The 17,421-nt window shown below is 57.8% G+C and carries 17 protein-coding genes and 1 pseudogene; 7 read left to right on the plus strand and 11 right to left on the minus strand.

The features are described 5' to 3' along the window. Positions 1–65 precede the first annotated feature (65 nt). Together AQ611_RS16775 and AQ611_RS16780 are read right to left on the minus strand one after the other, a co-directional pair. Positions 66–1,258, minus strand: a pseudogene (locus AQ611_RS16775) (NAD(P)/FAD-dependent oxidoreductase). Between the two features lie 673 nt (positions 1,259–1,931). Beyond that, complete coding sequence (locus tag AQ611_RS16780) at positions 1,932–2,570, minus strand: FMN-binding negative transcriptional regulator (protein WP_069235430.1); 639 nt, start codon at positions 2,568–2,570, stop codon at positions 1,932–1,934. 167 nt (positions 2,571–2,737) lie between these two features. Here AQ611_RS16780 and AQ611_RS16785 point away from each other — a divergent pair, with 167 nt between their 5' ends. Together AQ611_RS16785 and AQ611_RS26755 are read left to right on the plus strand one after the other, a co-directional pair. Beyond that, positions 2,738–3,076: a hypothetical protein gene (locus AQ611_RS16785; RefSeq protein ID WP_374755073.1), complete on the plus strand. Its 339-nt coding sequence runs from the start codon at positions 2,738–2,740 to the stop codon at positions 3,074–3,076. Then, on the plus strand, positions 3,048–3,152 hold the full coding sequence (locus tag AQ611_RS26755) for a hypothetical protein (RefSeq protein WP_374755072.1): 105 nt from the start codon (positions 3,048–3,050) through the stop codon (positions 3,150–3,152). Before AQ611_RS16785 ends, AQ611_RS26755 begins: the two co-directional genes overlap by 29 nt. Positions 3,153–3,418: 266 nt before the next feature. Here AQ611_RS26755 and AQ611_RS16790 read toward each other — a convergent pair whose 3' ends face one another. Then, on the minus strand, positions 3,419–3,838 hold the full coding sequence (locus AQ611_RS16790; protein WP_059519493.1) for a secondary thiamine-phosphate synthase enzyme YjbQ: 420 nt from the start codon (positions 3,836–3,838) through the stop codon (positions 3,419–3,421). A gap of 21 nt (positions 3,839–3,859) precedes the next feature. Further along, on the minus strand, positions 3,860–4,186 hold the full coding sequence (locus AQ611_RS16795) for a thioredoxin family protein (protein WP_069235431.1): 327 nt from the start codon (positions 4,184–4,186) through the stop codon (positions 3,860–3,862). A 272-nt stretch (positions 4,187–4,458) separates the two neighbouring features. Between AQ611_RS16795 and AQ611_RS16800 the strand changes: the two genes are divergently transcribed. Continuing rightward, entirely contained in the window at positions 4,459–4,956 is a 498-nt protein-coding gene (locus tag AQ611_RS16800; protein ID WP_069235432.1) for a GNAT family N-acetyltransferase, read from the plus strand. Between the two features lie 76 nt (positions 4,957–5,032). Here AQ611_RS16800 and AQ611_RS16805 read toward each other — a convergent pair whose 3' ends face one another. The 5 genes from AQ611_RS16805 to AQ611_RS25645 all read right to left on the minus strand — a co-directional run bounded on the left by AQ611_RS16805 (position 5,033) and on the right by AQ611_RS25645 (position 7,668). Beyond that, positions 5,033–5,989, minus strand: a complete 957-nt coding sequence (locus tag AQ611_RS16805; protein ID WP_069235433.1) for a leucyl aminopeptidase — start codon at positions 5,987–5,989, stop codon at positions 5,033–5,035. Positions 5,990–6,047: 58 nt separating this feature from the next. Next, on the minus strand, positions 6,048–6,170 hold the full coding sequence (locus AQ611_RS26555) for a hypothetical protein (protein ID WP_059519501.1): 123 nt from the start codon (positions 6,168–6,170) through the stop codon (positions 6,048–6,050). Between the two features lie 688 nt (positions 6,171–6,858). Then, a complete protein-coding gene (locus AQ611_RS16810) occupies positions 6,859–7,056 on the minus strand; it encodes a CsbD family protein (protein ID WP_069235434.1) in 198 nt (65 codons plus the stop codon). A 54-nt stretch (positions 7,057–7,110) separates the two neighbouring features. Continuing rightward, entirely contained in the window at positions 7,111–7,461 is a 351-nt protein-coding gene (locus AQ611_RS16815; protein ID WP_069235435.1) for a BON domain-containing protein, read from the minus strand. A gap of 48 nt (positions 7,462–7,509) precedes the next feature. Next, positions 7,510–7,668 (minus strand): hypothetical protein, encoded by a 159-nt coding sequence (locus AQ611_RS25645; RefSeq protein ID WP_156789229.1) that lies wholly within the window; start codon positions 7,666–7,668, stop codon positions 7,510–7,512. A 366-nt stretch (positions 7,669–8,034) separates the two neighbouring features. On the opposite strand from AQ611_RS25645, the gene AQ611_RS16820 reads away from it, so the two are divergent. The 3 genes from AQ611_RS16820 (at position 8,035) to AQ611_RS16830 (ending at position 12,081) form a co-directional block, all read left to right on the plus strand. After that, complete coding sequence (locus tag AQ611_RS16820; RefSeq protein ID WP_069235436.1) at positions 8,035–9,555, plus strand: helix-turn-helix transcriptional regulator; 1,521 nt, start codon at positions 8,035–8,037, stop codon at positions 9,553–9,555. A gap of 352 nt (positions 9,556–9,907) precedes the next feature. Continuing rightward, complete coding sequence (locus AQ611_RS16825; RefSeq protein WP_059519510.1) at positions 9,908–10,090, plus strand: CsbD family protein; 183 nt, start codon at positions 9,908–9,910, stop codon at positions 10,088–10,090. 776 nt (positions 10,091–10,866) lie between these two features. After that, a complete protein-coding gene (locus tag AQ611_RS16830; protein WP_069235437.1) occupies positions 10,867–12,081 on the plus strand; it encodes an MBL fold metallo-hydrolase in 1,215 nt (404 codons plus the stop codon). A 213-nt stretch (positions 12,082–12,294) separates the two neighbouring features. Here the strand turns inward: AQ611_RS16830 and AQ611_RS16835 are convergent, their stop codons facing one another. Further along, positions 12,295–13,494 carry a GNAT family N-acetyltransferase gene (locus AQ611_RS16835; RefSeq protein WP_069235438.1) on the minus strand — a complete coding sequence of 400 codons (1,200 nt, stop codon included), beginning with the start codon at positions 13,492–13,494 and terminating at the stop codon, positions 12,295–12,297. 239 nt (positions 13,495–13,733) lie between these two features. After that, on the minus strand, positions 13,734–14,441 hold the full coding sequence (locus tag AQ611_RS16840) for a GNAT family N-acetyltransferase (RefSeq protein ID WP_083237426.1): 708 nt from the start codon (positions 14,439–14,441) through the stop codon (positions 13,734–13,736). Between the two features lie 731 nt (positions 14,442–15,172). Between AQ611_RS16840 and katG the strand changes: the two genes are divergently transcribed. Then, on the plus strand, positions 15,173–17,353 hold the full coding sequence (gene katG / locus AQ611_RS16845) for a catalase/peroxidase HPI (RefSeq protein WP_059519518.1): 2,181 nt from the start codon (positions 15,173–15,175) through the stop codon (positions 17,351–17,353). The last annotated feature ends 68 nt before the right edge of the window (positions 17,354–17,421 follow it).

Below are 17,421 nucleotides of genomic sequence, written 5' to 3' on the forward strand. Positions count from 1 at the left end.
GCGGCGGATGGCGACAGGGGGGGTGGACATGCGTACCTCGATGGGCGACAGAGCAATTGAATAAATCACGCAAGGCCGCGGGCGACGGCCCAGTAGATGCCGCGATTGAAGCCGTGTCGCAGTAATCCGCCGAGCTTGGTCGGGGGCGTTGGCTGGACGTCGTGCTGGTAGTCGTACCAGAGCGGCATGCCTGCATCCAGTCCCATTTGGGCGACGGCCTGTACTTTGCCGTCGTAGGCCGCCACGGTCTTGTTGAGACGGATTCTCGCAGTCAGATTGCTCGCGATCACCGGCGCCTGGTTATGGCAAGCGCCGCCGGCTTTACTGACCGGTAAATCGACTGTGTCGCCGAGCACGTAAACGTTACCGATGCCGAGTACCTGCAGCGTTTCGTGATCGATCGGCAACCAACCTTCGTCGTCCGTCGCTTCCGAGATTCCGGTCGCGCGCACCGCGTCGACCGCACGGATTGGCGGTGTCGCCATTAGGATATCGAACGGTTGCTCGGCACCTTCCTCCGAGTACGCAATCTTTCTGTCCGGATCGACACGCGCAAGCGTAAAGCTTCGCTGATATCGAATGTTCCGCTGCGCAAAAAGCGTGGGCAGGATGTCGCAAGTCGGTTTTTGCAGGAACAGACAATTGCGCAGAAGTTGCGCGATGCTCGGGTATGTATAGACGATCTCGACCTGTTCGCGCACACCGCGGCGGCGCAGGTAGTCGTCGAGCATCAGTGTCGTTTCGATCGGCGCGATTCCGCACTGGTGCGGCACGTTGTGCGTTTTCGGAAAGTCACGGTGATGAATACGCGACCGCGTTCAATGGCCGCCAAGCGTTGGGCGAGCTGCCGGGCAGGATCGTACTGATAGAAATGATCGCCGGCTTCCGGCAGCCCTTCGATGCGCTCTGGTGCGGGTATGCAACCGGTCGCGATCACGAGGTAGTCGTAGCCGTATCTTTGGCCGCCGCGTGTGCGGACCTGCTGCGCGGGGAAATCGAAGCACTCGACGCCGTCGAGGACGAAATCGATTTCGGGCCGCAGCAACGATCGTTCGGAACGCACAAGATCCTCGCGCAGTGCAGCCCCGAAAGCAACGTACATGAAAGCGGGTTTGTAGAAATGATCTGGCGAATCGGACAACAGGATCAGCGATACACGCTTGTCGATCAATTCATCAAACAGCTTCGCGGCGAGTTGATTCGCGAGCATCGTGCCGCCGAGGCCGCCGCCGACGATCAAGATCCGGATCGACGGCATCGCGTGCCTCTTCATCGGCGGGTTCCTTTGATGAACCGCGGTCGATCGATGTAACGGGAACGGTTGGCGGAGGACGTCTTGCATGATGGGCGGCATGTCTGCTCCTCGTGGTGGGCAGCGGAACCGGTTTGGGTGGGAATGCGCGTGAGAATGTGCTGCTTCTTGTGCTTTTCGAGTCGATATCAAAATGGAAATTACGAAAAAAATAGGCGAAGTAAAATTTGTATTTGCAATGCAATTAGGTTTATTAATTTTTTAATCCACTTTGATTTTTTTAAACGCTACATAAGGATTCGATGTTTGATTGTCGTGCGAGAGATGTATGGGCTACGGTGCCGGTTGGTTATGGTGGCAGCCTATATCGTCGCACTTGGCGGAAATAAAGAATCGACCAATTTGAAATTGGTATACAAACCTATCTCGAACATTTGCCGTGGCGAAAAATTATTAGCGAGGAATTTACGATCAAGAAATTTTCCCGGCCGGATGGCACTGCCGCGCGGGACGATGCGTTTTCGTCCATGTGGGGCGGGCTGTAGTAGCGAGGGGCAGCGCGTGGCATGGATAATGCAAGCCGCCGTACTGCATAGCCGAGCCGCGTCTATCGACAACGCACGAACCGGACCGCGAGCGCGTTTGCTGCGCGCGGGGGAGCCATCCACGCGATTTCGTTCTATTGCGATTTCCTCGCCGCCTCGGCAAGCATCGCTTCACCTATGACGGATGCTCCGCGCGCACTCAACGCTTCACCTGCGCCGCGAATATCCCGAGCCTCCTTATTTTGGCCGAGCTTGCTTTTGCCGACCAAACGCGTGATCTCTATCTGTATGCCTATGATCGCGTTGAGCATCGCGTCGATATAGTCGTTGGGTGCGTCCCCCATCTTCCAAGGCTTCGGCTGCGATGCTTCATGTGTGCGCGTCAGGCGAGCGACGATCCCACGTATGTCGCGCTCGTCGTCGAGAATGGTGATGCGCCCATGCGCGTGGACGACCATGTAGTTCCAGGTCGGCACCTGCTTGTGAAATTCGTGCTTGCTTGGATACCAGTTCGGCGAGATATAGGCATCGCCTGCGTAGAAAACCACAAGCACCTCGTCGCCATTCGCTACGTCTTGCCATACTGGGTTGGCCCGCGCGACATGTGCGCGCAACATGCCCAACTCGCCTTCGCCTGACGAAAGTTCAAACGGAATGTGATTGGCGTCGAGCCCGCTTGTCCCGTGAGTGATCAGTGTACCGAACGGGTGTTGGGCAATGCGGTCGTGCAGCACATCCTTGCTGTTTTCTGCGAAATGGGCGGGTATGTACATGCGGTTGTCTCTGACTGTCGAGATGGATGGGATGAAGAACAGGCATTGCGCTGGTTGCAAGTTTGCCCCGCACGTAGTTTATTCTGTCACCACCGTTTTTCGAAACGGACGCAATGTTTCTGTGCCGCTTACTGTACTCAGTCCGATAGCATAAGGGTTGGGCATCCATGATCACGGTACGCCTGCTGGATACCGAAGACGCTGAACGCTTCAAATCGTTGCGTCTGCTTGCCATTGAAAATTCACCCACATCGATATGGCCGACCTGGGACGAGGAAATGGCGAGGCCCATCGCCCAAGTGCAGGATCGCATTCGAGCAACATCCCCCCAAGCCGTTTTTGGCGCATTCGACGCAGACGTGCTTGTCGGTATTACGGGTGTGTGTCGCGAACCGCTGCTGCAGGAGGGCCACAAGGCCACGATCTGGGGTGTTCGCCATTCCGTCGCGCCGGGGGCGGGGAATCGCCCAAGCGCTTTTGTCTGCAGCCACGGTCCATGCATCTGAATGTTGGAATGTCGTTCAGCTTCTACTGTGCGTGAACGCTGAAAACGTTGCGGCAAAAGAACTCTATGTGTCTTAGGGTTTTCGAACGTTTGGCACCGAACCTCGTGCGATGCAGATCAACGGACGTTTTTTTGACGAGGAACACATGTGCAAACAACTGGCCTAGTGGTGCTGCCGATATATGTTCGATGGCACGTCGCCACCTCGCCGGCCACCTGTATTCCACCGGCTCGAGCGTCTTGTGAAGGCGCTGCTCGCATACAGACGATGCTTGCCGAATCGGGTCCATATCGTTGATATTGCGGCATCGCGTTTTCGTCGATAACCGGTTCGCCATCGCACTCACTCGCCAAGCAAATGCAGCACGATATCGCGCCGATGGGCAGCGCGTCGGTGCTCGAAAAGATAAATGCCTTGCCAAGTGCCGAGTACCATGCGCCCATGTTCGACAGGAATCGACAACTGCACGTTTGTAAGCGCCGTGCGTAAATGCGCGGGCATATCGTCGAGGCCTTCCGCATCGTGCTCGTATCGGGTTTCATCCTCGGGCGCGAGAACTTCGAAATAACGCTCCAGGTCGCGACGTACAGATGGATCTGCGTTCTCCTGAATAAGCAGCGACGCCGACGTGTGTCGACAAAACAATGTAAGCAGTCCAGTGCGAATCGGCTGCTGCGCGACGAACGCGCGAACCTGCGGCGTGAACTCGACGAGGCCGCGTCCGTTTGCCTCAACGGTAATGTGTTGAATAATCTGCTGCATGGCTATTGGGCGGCTGTGCGCTTACGCGAGCGCGGTGAAACCGTCGGTTTCGATCTGTTCGGCATTTGCGGGGCGAACGATACGCGCGACTTCGACTCCATCACGCAAGAACACCAACGTCGGCCAAAGCTTGATGCGGAACGAGCGGCCAAGCGGCCGGCCGGGACCGTCCTCGATTTTCAGGTGACGAACGGTTGGATGCGCCGAAAATGAATCGCGAATCGCCGGTTGCGCAGCCGCGCAGATGCTGCACCAATTAGCGCCGAACTCGATGACGGTGGCGCCGGCGAGCGAGTCGATTTCCGCGCGGGTAGGTGCGTCGGCGGTATAAGCTTGCGGAGTAGTCATCCTGACCCCTACGGGTTTGACATAAAGATTGGCTTTGCGTGGGCCGCATTCGAGGCCAGCGGTTTTACTGTAACGGAAAAGCCGGGGGCGCGTGGAGAGCCGCCTAGTTTGCGCGGCTACGGCTTGCGATGTCGAACTTGCCGCCTGCCGGGATCGGCAACGCAATTTCGGTGAGTACGCTTGCTACGTGTTGCTATCTTTGTCCGATATGCGACTTCTATAATCTGCATCGCAACGGAATTCCATTTCCCAATCCATTCACAAGGAATTGCATGCTGACGATTCGGCCGATGACCGGCGAGGATTTCACGCATTTCTGGCCCACCTACCGCGCAGTAGTGGGCGCACAGGAAACTTACGCGTTCGATCCCGCACCGACACAAGAAGCCGCCCGCGCCCAATGGATCGATGCACCGCTTTGCACGTGGGTCGTGGAGGAAGATGGTGTGTTGCTAGGGTCATATTTTCTGAAGGCGAATGCGGCGGGACCGGGTGACCATGTTTGCAATTGCGGGTACATGGTCGGCGAGGCGTCGCGCGGGCGTGGCATCGCGCGGCTGATGTGCGAGCACTCGCAGCAGATCGCGCGCGAACGCGGTTTTTTGGCAATGCAATTCAATTCGGTCGTGGCGACCAACGAGATTGCGGTTGCCCTATGGCAAAAACTAGGCTTCGAAATCGTCGGGCGTCTGCCTCGGGCGTATCGCCATGCGCGGCTCGGGCTGGTCGATAGCCTCGTGATGTATAAATGGTTGGGCGAGCACGCGTAGGTTCATCCTGCACGGCTTCGCGGTTCGGCGACACGGAAGGCGCCGGCATGTACCGGGCGGCCCGAATGAGATAACGTCAAATGGTGAATGTGCCGTTGTCGAACACCGTTCTGTCGTCCAACATCAGCGTGCCTTTGGCGAAGATGAGGTCTAAATGGTGACTGCCGTGTTCACCGCCTCCCAGACCCAGATGCATGCCCGGATGCCGCTCCTCGAAACCGGCGTTGCGGCCGTATAAGCCCTTGATGCCGAGATTCGTGCCGATGCCGAACTCCTCGATCTTGCGATGATTCGCATGCCGGTTCAGGTACGACGCGAAATCTTGCTGAAAGCCCGCGTGATCGCTGTCGAAACCGACGATCGTGCTGTTCTCGATATGCAAGGTCGCGAACCGCTCGACAACTTTGTATTTGACCGCAAACGGAATTGTGCTGAGGAAGGTGCCGCTGAAGACGACCGAGCCATGGAGATTGGTGATGTGCGTCGCGATTTCGCCCGGTACGACATCAAGGTTGCCCATGCCGTTCACGCTGGTCCACTTCTGGTCATGCGTCAAGGAGCCCGACAGCTTATTACCTGATTCGTCGACGAATCGAATCCCCGACGCATGCGAGGCTAGGTCGATCAGCCGGTTGTTGCGCATCGCGATGTCATCGAGCGATTCCGAGAACGCTTCGTCGAGATGTGGGCCATAGTCTTTGAACAGTACTGATTTGCTCCAGTGCTCGACGATCGCTGGCCGAATGGCCGCAAGAAAAGGCGGCCCATTTGGCGACGGCGTTGGCAGGCACGACGAGTCGTATAGCAAAACGAACAAGTCGGTGTGACCGAGCGCCTCGATGATGTCGCCGGGCGGCGTGTTTTCCAAACAGACGAGGACTGTGTCGAAGGATGCGGGCGGCGCGGAAAACGCGCGCAACGCAATATCACGGTTACGTGCATCGTAGCCAATCAGCAGCTTGCTCTTGTCGCCGCGTGCGAGCTTGTCGCGCAGCGCCGGGTGAAAGCCGAGTGCACGGTGCAGGTTCAACATGCATGTCTCCGAAAGCGGCGGAAGAGACAGCGCCCTTCCGCCAAACATCATGGCTTGCTCAGACCGGCCAAAGCGCGGTGCCGAACGGTACCACGGCGTCTTCGACCATCATGTCGACAGCTTGCGGATGCGTATCTTCCTGCATCCATTCGAGCAAATCGATTTGTTGATTTTCTTGCATCTCAATTCTCCTGGCGTGGTGAATCGGGGTTATTCAACATGGCGAACTGGCCGCCGCAACCTGCTCGGTATCTTTAATACCTTACAAGTTCATTTGATGTTACTTGGGGATTTTATTGAAAGCAATCTTGAATTTATTTTTTGCGTTGTGTGTGCTAAACAAATAGGGATTTTGTTTTTTATCGATCATTGTGTTGGGGAGAATTTATGTTTCTAATTTTTACTACTTGATGGTTTATGTTTTTGAAATTTTTGAGCATGCATTACGGTAATCTGGTGGGACCGGCCAGGGCGTCCAGCTGGTAAGCGACGGATCGTTCGATAGTCAGCAGGAATGTGGAGAATACAGTTTGTTTCGCATAACACCATTCGCAATGAGTTCACGGTTCACGTCTATTGGAACGTAAGCGTAATGCGGTATATGAAATTCCATAAGCGGGTACGGGAGATCATTGGATAATTAATTTATCCGCTTATTTAATTTTGCCGATTTGGCGTTCGGCCTATGTATAGGAACTATCCGGAAATGAAATGAGGGCAATCCGTAAACCGGAGATTCGTACCGGCTGGCTTGGCAGACGAGGGGATGGAGGCAAGCAGCGCGATCTGCCTGCCTGGCAATTGGATATAAGAGCGCTGCTTTGATTGGATTGGCGCGGCGCCCGGAGGCGCCGCGCATCACAGCGGTTTTACAGGTCGCGGTCGAAATCCTTCAACTGCTTTTCTGCTTCGTCCCGCGCGATCCCGTAGCGCTCCTGGAGCTTACCTGCGAGATACTCGCGGTTGCCTTCGGCCACTGCGAGATCATCGTCGGTCAGCTTGCCCCATTTGGCCTTCAGCTTGCCGGTGAGTTGCTTCCATTGGCCTTTGATCTTGTCTTCGTTCATCGTGTACTCCTATTGACGAGTTGGAAATGCAAACGGCTGAAACTGGTGGACCGGTTACGCTTTCGACTTCAAGCCGGATGCGTCAACGTGCTTGACGCCCTTGACGGCGCGCGTGACGGCAATCGCTTTCTTCACCGCAATGTGCGTCGGCAGTACCCCGGTCAACGTAACCACGCCATCGACGGTTTTTACGCTGATGTCAAGGCTCTTTACGCCGTCGGTGGTCGCAAGCTCGCTTTTTACCTTGGTGGTGATCCACGTATCCGTTATCGGTTGATTCGATTCGGTTGACGAAACATCGCTTGCTGCGTCGGTCTGTGCATAGGCGCTCGTCAATACGGCCGAGCCGAAAAGGAACGCCGTGCTGACGGCCAGCAGCGAGGAGATGTGTTGTGTTTTGGTCATCGATATTTCCTTGTGCGTCGTTGGAAAGAGGTATCTGTTTGCGTCAGTTCATGCCGAACGCGCGGGCATCGAACTGGCGCAATGAAATGCCGAATAGAATTTCCCCGGTTGGGCAGGTTCGGGTCGATCGTTTTTCGGCGGTTGTGGTGGATCGCCTGCCGGCGGCTGTTTGACCGGCTGAGGATCGGGTGTTTGATGCAGTTCCATCCGTTATCTCCTTCGAAATGATTCTCGGGGGAATGTGTTGAATCGTCGACACGGAATCAGCTTACTGGCGTAGCAGGACAGCGTCATCGCGCAAATTCACCGGACGGATTAGTGCTTTTGCACCAAGTGTCGTTGCGTCCGCATCGGACTGTGAGAGAGGGCCCGTCGGTACGGGCGATGGCCGGTTCGCCCGGTTCAATACCGGTTTCGCGGTGTACCGAACTATTGGCTCACACGACGCGAATGTACTATCCGGATTAGTGTATGCGTGTTTGGTCCTTGCGCGTGCGGCCGGCACGATGGCATCCCGCAACGGATGCTTTGCTGGAATTGGCGGCAATCGGCAACTTATTCGGAATACAAACGATGAACGAGAAAGTCGACGAACAGGCGCTCAAGTCACATACCGACCGGCGCCAGTTACATCAAATCATCGCCGGACTGACCGAAGGTGTGATCCTCGTAGAACCGGATCAGCGGATTGTTTGGGCGAACGAAGCGGCGCTCGAGATGCACGGTGTCAGCGAACTGAGCGAGCTCGGCGCGGATATCACCGAGTATCGCGAGCGTTTTCGGCTGCGCTACAGGAACAATCATCCCGTGCAGGAGGGGCATTACCCGATGGATCGGGTGATCGCAGGCGAAGAGTTCAGCGACGTGACGGTCGAAGTGTTTCATGCCGAAGACGAGGACGTGTGCCGTGTGCATCGGATTCGCAGTTTGGTGCTGACGAATGCGGCGGGCGAGCCGGATTGCCTGGCGCTCGTATTGCACGACGCAACAGAGTGGGCAAGCGCGGAGCAGCGTTTCGAGCGCACGTTCAATGCAAATCCGGCGCCTGCCGTGATTTGCCGGTTGAGCGATATTCGTTATATCAAGGTGAACCAAGGATTTCTCGATATGACCGGGTACACGCGAGACGATGTGCTCGGCCGCACCGTTTATGAAGTCGACGTGCTCGAAAGTGCCGAGCGGCGCGAACTCGCGATCGAGCGTCTAGGCGAGGGTGCGACGATTCCGCAGATGGAAGCGGTATTGACCTTGCCCGGCGGCGGCACGAAGGCGGTCGTCGTGGCGGGGCAGCCGATCGACATTGGCGACGAGGCGTGCATGTTGTTCACGTTCATGGATCTCGAGCCGCGTAAGCAGGCAGAGCGAGCGCTGCGGCAAAGCGAGGAGCGGTTTGCGAAAGCGTTCAGGATGTCGCCCGTTGCAACTGCAATCATTACTTCGAACGGCTTCGAGTTACTTGACGTGAACGATGCGTTTGTCGCGATGACCGGCTATGCCCATGAGGATGTGCTCGGCAAGTCCGCCGACGAGATTGGATTGTGGATTGACGCCGATGTGCGCCGGCGTTTCGACGCGCTGTTTGGAGGCGACGGCGGCATGCGCAATGTCGATATGAGAATTCGGGGGCGCGACGGCGATGTGCGCAACTGCCTGGTATCCGCCGATCTGGTTGCGATCCACGGCCAAGACTGCATGTTGATTGCGTTGCTCGATATCACCGAACGCAAGCGCACGGAAATGGAGTTGGTCCACGCGATCGAGACCGCGATGCAGGACGCGACGTGGTTCAGTCGCACGCTGATCGAGAAGCTGGCGAACGTGCGGCGGGCGAATGCGCCGGATGCCGGCGCGCAATTGTCCGATCTCACTGCGCGCGAGCGCGATGTGTTTGATTTGCTCTGCGACGGTCTTGCGGACAAGGAAATCGCGAATCGGCTGGGTCTTGCACCGAACACGGTACGCAATCACGTTTCGACCATCTATGCGAAGCTGGATGTTCACAGCCGCAGCGAAGCGATCGTTTGGGCGCGCGAGCGCGGCATTGTTGGCGCAGTGAGCGCCAACGGCAAGCAAGGCGCCAAAGCGAAGCGTTAAGCGCGGACGCTGCCGAGCCTGCATGGTTCCGTCGGTTTTGGAGACAGCGGGCGTGTACGAGGTTTTGCTTCGTCCGAGCGGCGCGCCCAATCTGTTTCGCATCCCGATTTTTTGTTTCCATGCTCCGCCATGTGAGCGAAATGCGGCTCGAAGGCGGAATCGACGTTGCCCGGAAGAACGCGCGAGCGAGTGCCGATGGAACTATGAACAGTGCGAATGCACTAGCCTGTTTGGGGTATTCGTCACTGTCGGCGGCGACGAGCGATTGGGATCATATTGACTCGATGGTGTCGCGATGGTGTCGATTACCCATCCGTACCGTCGATCATGCGGATTTTTGAAGGAGTGGATCATGGACAAAAATCGTATCGAAGGTAAGCTCAAGCAAGTCAAGGGTTCGGTAAAGGAAGCGCTTGGGAAGGTGACGGGCGATCGCCAGACTGAAGCCGAGGGACTCGCCGAAAAGACTGCCGGCAAGCTCCAGGAGAAAGCTGGCGAGGCGGCGGATGCGGTGCGCAAACATACCGGTGGGTAAGCGCCGTCTGTTACGGACCCGACCATCTCGACGCGTGTAAGTCAGATGTACCGATTTGTCGCCAATAGGGCGGCTCACGGTTGATCAAGTTTATTTGGCCTTTCGACGGTCGGCGATGCCGGCCGTCTTGTCGTTCATCATGGGTCAACGTCCGTGCGTGCATCGAGGATTTGAACTGATTCGGTGGCCGATTTGCATGCTTTTGGTACGCTATCCCGCTTATCTCAAAAATATCTGATACTCCATGCTGGATGAATTGAATATCTGATGGGCGTAAAGTTGTTAAAAATACAAGATTAAAAACAAATAGGAATTAATTTATTCGGTAGCCGTGCATTGATGCGGCCAAGCTGCTGACCTATTCTTACGCATGAGTGTTCGCGGTAGAAAACATACGGCGAGACCGTGTTATCGAGCATTGATGTACGACGAAAGCCGGAATTTCCAACGGAATTTGGAGCGCGCCGTGCATCACCTTTATTTGAAGTCTTCAGGATATCGAAGATTTTTCCTGAAATTCTAATGAAAATCTGTTTTTCCGTTAGGGGATGGAGGCGAATATGGTTGCGTAGCGTGTTCCATGGGCATTGGATTTCGATCGGCAAAATATGTAACTATTTTGATTTCATTTTATCGGCGATACCGGGTATGACTGGGTCGTGGCTCTGTAGTGCCGGCAGGCGATCCAGTCTTGCCAAGTACAGAAACGGCCGAGCGTCGCACATGTCATTCATCGTTCCCGGAGGCGATGAATTCAGTACTCCAAAGGAGGTCGTATGTTTACTCGTTCGCTGATCAAGGCGGCATTTTCCATCTCGGCCATGCTGAGCGCGGTTTGCGCAAGCGCGGCAGCTCCGCTTGCCGTCGATGTTTATAACCCCGGCGCGAAGGGTATTTTCCCGGTGTCGTCGGAAATCGTTACGGGTAAGACCGAAGCGATCCTGGTCGATGCGCAGTTCCAACGCAGCGACGCGACCGCGTTGGTCGACAAGATCAAGGCGAGCGGCAAGACACTGAAAGCCGTGTACATCAGCCATAGCGATCCGGACTATTACTTCGGCCTCGATACCATTCATGCCGCATTTCCAAACGCAAAGATCGTTGCGACACCGCAGACGGTCGCGGCAATCCAGGCGAGCAAGGACGGCAAGCTCGCATACTGGGGGCCGATTCTTAAGGACAATGCGCCGAAATCGCTGGTCGTGCCTCAGCCGCTGGACGGCAACACGCTCACGATCGACGGCGAAAAACTGCAAATTGTCGGCCTTGATGGCCCGACGCCCGATCGCACGTTCGTCTGGATTCCGTCGGCGCGGACGGTAGCCGGTGGCATTCCGGTTGCAGCCAATATTCACGTATGGATTGCCGATACGCAGACGCCGCTGTCGCGCGCGAACTGGCTGGCGACGCTTGAGCGGATCGATTCGCTGAAGCCGGCCCGCGTCATACCGGGGCATTTTCTGCCGAACGCGGATGGTAGTTTGCCTTTCACGACCGCGTCAGTCGCCTTCACACGTGATTACTTGAAAGCGTTTGATCAGGAAGCAGCGCGCGCGAAAGATTCCGCTACGTTGATTGCTGCCATGGAAACCCGCTATCCGGCGCTTGGCGCAAAGCCCTCGCTCGAAATGAGCGCCAAGGTGATCAAGGGTGAAATGCCGTGGCCCGCGCCCGCGCCGTTCCCGGCGCTCGGCAAGCAGATGCGCGTGCAGTTTGGTGATGTGGTATTTGATCTGCACTTCAAGGATGAGCGCACCATGTCGTTCATTGGCAGCGCGGGGCAATTCAAGGGCGTGACAGATACCGTCCAATATACCGCGCGCGAGATTCGGCCGAACGTTTACATGGTGTATTGGCACGAGCCGAGCACGGGTTCAAACGTCGTGCATATCGAGGACTTCGAACATGGAACGGTTTACACGAACATCGCGCAGAAGAACGGCGAATTCCTGCATCTATCCGGTGTACTGAAGATCGTCGAACCTTCTTGAGCAGGGTAGTCGTGCGCGCCCGGCGTTGCTGCACGATGCCAGGCCGGCAGCGTTTGGGCCGGACGATGTATCGCCGGCATCGGCGGGTGCGCGTGGGTTCGTGCGCCCGCCGCTTTTGCCGACCGTCTGATGGATCGGTGGACGGCCGGCGCTGCGGCAGATTGCGCGAACCCGAATGGATTTTTGTCGAAAGCCGCGGCCGGCGTGTGCCGGCTAACGCAGATCTTTCCTGTATTGAATGAACCCGGCGTTGGCTGCGAGTTGGTCATACAGCACGCGAGCGGCCGTATTGGTTTCGTGGGTGAGCCAGTACACGCGACTTGCTCCGGCGGCGCGCGCCTGCTCGTAAACCGCTTCGATCAGCGCTCGCCCGACGCCGCGACCTCGCGAACCGGGCTCGGTAAACAGATCCTGCAAATAGCAGTACGGCCCGATCGTCCAACACGAGCGATGGTAGATCGCGTGGACGATGCCGAGCAGCTTGCCGGTCTCGTCGAACGCACCGAGCGCGAACATCGGCTCCTGCGGATCGTGCAGGCGGGCCCAGGTCGTCGCGAATACGGCCTCGCTCAGTGCGGTCTCGTAGAACGCTTGATAGCCGCGCCACAGCTCGCGCCATGTGGCTTCGTCGCGCACATCGAGCGGCCGGATCGCGATGCCCGCGCCGGCGTGCGGGTGGCCGGCGTGGGGGCGCGCGGCGGCCTGCGCGCTGCGGATCGCGGTGAGCGACTGGCGTTGCTGGCCATGCACATCGAAGTTGGCGGGGGATAGCCACGCGTCGAATGCCGTCGCGAGAGCGGGCCACTCGCTGTCGAGAATCGCGAACCAGGCGGTATCGCGATTGCGGCCCTTGTACACCACCGCCTGACGGAATGTGCCTTCATAACGGAAGCCGAGGCGCACGGCGGCCTTGCGTGACGGTGCGTTGAGGCTGTCGCATTTCCATTCGTAGCGCCGGTAGCCGAGTTCGTCGAATATGTATTTCATCAGCAGGTACTGCGCTTCGGTCGACGCCGGCGTGCGCTTCAAATCGGGCGAGAAGGCTACCGAACCGACCTCGATGACGCCGTTGGCCGGATCGATGCGCATCAGCGCGAGCGTGCCGATCGCGCGGCCGCTTGCGAGATCGATCACGGCGAAGTGCAGCGGATCGGTGCTCGCCGCCGCACTTTCAGCGTAGCGCCGGTAACTGGCTTCATCGTCGAACGGTCCGACCGCCATGTAGGTCCAGTCGCGGCCGTCAGTTGCCGTTGCATAGGCTGCGTGGAGATCCGCCGCATGGCGGCCGGCGTCGAGCGGCTCGATGCGGCAGTAATGCCCCTGGCGCGTGACGGCAGCGGGGCGCGGACGAGCTGACCAGTCTGAAACGGCTTGCCCGATAGATTGCTGGAATTCGTTCGTGGTGGTAACCAAGGTCGTTCTCGCTTCGGCGGCGGAGCGGCATGCCCGCCCACGCCGACAATCGTAAACGGCTCGAGGTTCCATGAGAAGAACCACTGTCGCGCGTTATTCTGGGGCCACGAAAGTTACTGGTTCGATGATGGCGGGTGGCTCGGATGTCGTGCCGCGCTCCGGCCGAGCGGCCTGGATCATCCGCGCACGGCTATTTCAGCGAGCGCTGCCCGCGGTAGCGCTCCACCGATTCGACCGAGTCACGCCATTACCTGATCGACGATCACCGAAGCAATATTCGCGAAGCCGGCAGAGCGATAAAGAGGCTCGCCGGCATCGGTTGAAACGAGCCATGCACGCTGCGCTCCACGGTGCCGCGCATGCGAGACGATCGCCTTGAGCAACTGAGATGCTAGGCCGCGGCGCCGGAACGTATCGGCGGTGCCTACCCGGTCGATGACGATGGCGTTATCGGATGCGAAGCCGTAGCGGGCAGTCGCGGCGATCTGGCCATCGATTCGATGTGCAAAAAGAAATGCGCGCGGGTTCGGGCGAAACGGGGGAAATTTGCCGCAAGCGTTGAAATGCTCGATGTCGGTATCCAGCGCGCACGCCAACGACGCAGCCAATTCATCGGAGCCCGCGAGCCGGGCGATATCGGCGACCATGAAATGCTCAGCGGCGAGCCTGCATGTTTTATCGCGTATCGCTTGTGGCAGCGCGATCGTTCCGAATTGCGTAATCCATGCACCGGCTGCGAATGCGCGCTCGTCTTGCATCGCGGCGCCTTCGATCATGAAATGCTCGTATTCCCGGCCCATCTCGGGGTTGAATCGGACAGCAAAGCCGTCTGCGTGATCAGTGACGATCGCTGTTATCTGATTACGTGCGGCGCAATAGCCGTCAATGAATGTCCGAACGGCATGCTTTCGCGCGGCAATGGTCGACCATTGCGGGTGAGCCGGCATTGTCTTCTCCCAGGGAGCGGGGATGCGTGTTCTTGTGGAGCAAACCCGCTGCGATCATCGGACGCCCCGCAGGTTGGATCGATACTGGTGCGGCGGGAATGCATCGACGTCGCATTTTATGCCAAAAGATCTTGACGCTGTGCGATGAGGCACGTGGGGCGTGCGGCGTTATTTTTGCATGGCGGGAAGGTACGTATGAACGTCGGGAGCAGATGAACCGAAATCCCGTCCCAATCGATCTGTTCTGCGAAACATCAACGAGATGGCAGCCTATTATTATCAATTCTTCATGGTTCGTTGCGCCTGATTTTTCTGCTTCGATATCGTGTCGTATTTGCTTCATGCTATTCGGCATTGCGCTACATACGCAAGCATGTGCCGCATGAAGTCACCAGTCCGTATCGTCTTTTGACCTGGATACCGGCGCGAGCCGGCCAAAAAAGCACGATGGCTTGTTTTTCGGTAAGGTGCTCGTGCTGCGTCGTGCGTTGATCGAAACCGGACGTCCCTGCTGCGGATCGGCAAGTCAGCCGCGGATCAAGGAAATGTCATGAAAACATCGAATCATCGTAGCGATGGCTGCGATCAGCGTTTACGTTAGCTTTTTTGTTGCGTCGCTATTGAGGAAACCTATTTCCGCTCATAGACGAGAACCCGTACTATTCTCGGGCAGTGCCCAGGCTCCAGGCTGAGCCGCGGCGTTGCACGCCCCACGAACAAAGGAGAGAAGCATGTCGACAGAAACGAAGTGTCCGTTCAAGCATACCGCTGGCGGCGGCACGTCGAACCAAGACTGGTGGCCCAATCAACTGAAGCTGAACCTCCTGCGCCAACATTCGTCCTTGTCCGATCCGATGGACAAGGATTTCAATTACGCCGACGCATTCAAGAGCCTGGATCTGGCTGCCGTGAAAAAGGATCTGCTGGCGCTGATGACCGATTCGCAGGATTGGTGGCCGGCCGATTTCGGGCACTATGGTCCGCTGTTCATCCGGATGGCCTGGCATAGCGCCGGCACGTATCGCACGGCCGACGGACGAGGCGGCGCCGGCAGCGGCCAGCAGCGTTTCGCACCCCTCAATAGCTGGCCCGACAATGCCAGCCTCGACAAGGCGCGCCGGCTGATCTGGCCGATCAAGCAGAAATATGGCCGCAAAATTTCATGGGCAGACTTGATCATACTGACCGGCAACGTCGCATTGGAATCGATGGGATTCAAAACCTTCGGTTTCGCAGGGGGGCGTGTGGATGCTTGGGAGCCGGACGAGGATATCTATTGGGGCTCCGAAAAGACTTGGCTGGGCGACCAGCGTTATACCGGCGAGCGCGATCTCGAAAATCCGCTCGCGGCCGTGCAGATGGGGCTGATTTACGTCAATCCGGAAGGTCCGAACGGCAATCCGGATCCGGTCGCCGCCGCCCGGGATATTCGCGAAACTTTCGCGCGGATGGCGATGAACGATGAAGAGACGGTGGCGTTGATTGCCGGAGGCCACACGTTCGGCAAGGCGCATGGCGCCGCGCCTGCGTCTCATGTGGGGCCCGAGCCGGAGGCAGCCGGCCTTGAGCAGCAAGGCCTTGGCTGGAAGAACGATTTTGGTACGGGCAAGGGCGACGATGCGATCACGAGCGGCCTGGAAGTCATCTGGACCACCACGCCGACGAAGTGGAGTAACGATTTCTTCGACAATCTGTTCGGCTACGAATGGGAACTGACGAAGAGCCCCGCTGGCGCGCATCAATGGAAACCGAAAGGCGACGCAGGCGCCGGCACCGTGCCGGATCCGCACGACCCGTCCAAGCGCCGCTCGCCGTCGATGCTGACAACCGATCTTGCGCTTCGATTCGATCCGGCATACGAGGCAATCTCCCGGCGTTTCCATCAGAATCCCGATCAATTCGCCGATGCGTTTGCCCGCGCGTGGTTCAAGCTGACGCACCGTGACATGGGGCCGCGCCCCCGCTATCTCGGCCCGGAAGTGCCGGCCGAGGAACTGCTCTGGCAAGACCCGATTCCCGAGGTCGGTCATCCGTTGATCGACGAACAGGATATCGCCGCGCTCAAGCGTGAAATTCTGGCGTCGGGGCTGTCCGTTGCGGAATTGGTGTCGACCGCTTGGGCTTCGGCATCCACCTTCCGCGGCTCCGACAAACGGGGAGGCGCGAACGGCGCGCGGATTCGTCTTGCGCCGCAGAAGGACTGGCCGGTCAATCAGCCTGATCGTCTGGCGAAGGTGCTCGCGAAACTGGAAGGTATCCAGAGCGCGTTTAATGGCGCGCAGTCCGGTGGCAAGAAAGTCTCGTTGGCCGACTTGATCGTGCTGGCTGGTTGCGCGGGCGTCGAGCATGCGGCGAGTCAGGCAGGCCACGCGGTCACGGTGCCCTTTGCGCCCGGGCGTGCGGACGCATCGCAGGAGCAGACCGACATCGAATCCTTCGCGGTGCTCGAGCCGATCGCGGACGGTTTTCGTAATTACTTGAAAGGCAAGTGTTCCGTGTCGGCTGAGGCGCTGTTGATCGACAAGGCACAATTGTTGACGCTGACTGCACCGGAGCTGACGGTGCTGATCGGCGGCTTGCGCGTGCTGAACGTCAATTTCGAGCAGACTCAGCACGGCGTTTTCACTAAACGGCCGGAAGTGCTGACGAACGATTTCTTTACGAACCTGCTCGACATGCGCACCGAGTGGAAACCGACATCGGACGCGAATGACGTGTTCGAAGGACGCGATCGTGCGACGGGTGAATTGAAGTGGACAGGCACGCGTGTCGACCTCGTTTTTGGTTCGAATTCCGAACTTCGTGCACTGGCCGAGCTGTATGGCAGCGCGGATGCACACGAGAAATTCGTTCGCGATTTCGTCGCTGCCTGGAGCAAGGTGATGAACCTTGATCGCTTCGATCTTGTGTGACAGCGAAAGCGGGCTGCATCGATTTCGATGCTGACATAGGGACGGCCGGTCGAGAGACCGGCCGTTTT

It is taken from the genome of Burkholderia singularis, assembly GCF_001718875.1.
GTDB lineage: Bacteria > Pseudomonadota > Gammaproteobacteria > Burkholderiales > Burkholderiaceae > Burkholderia > Burkholderia singularis.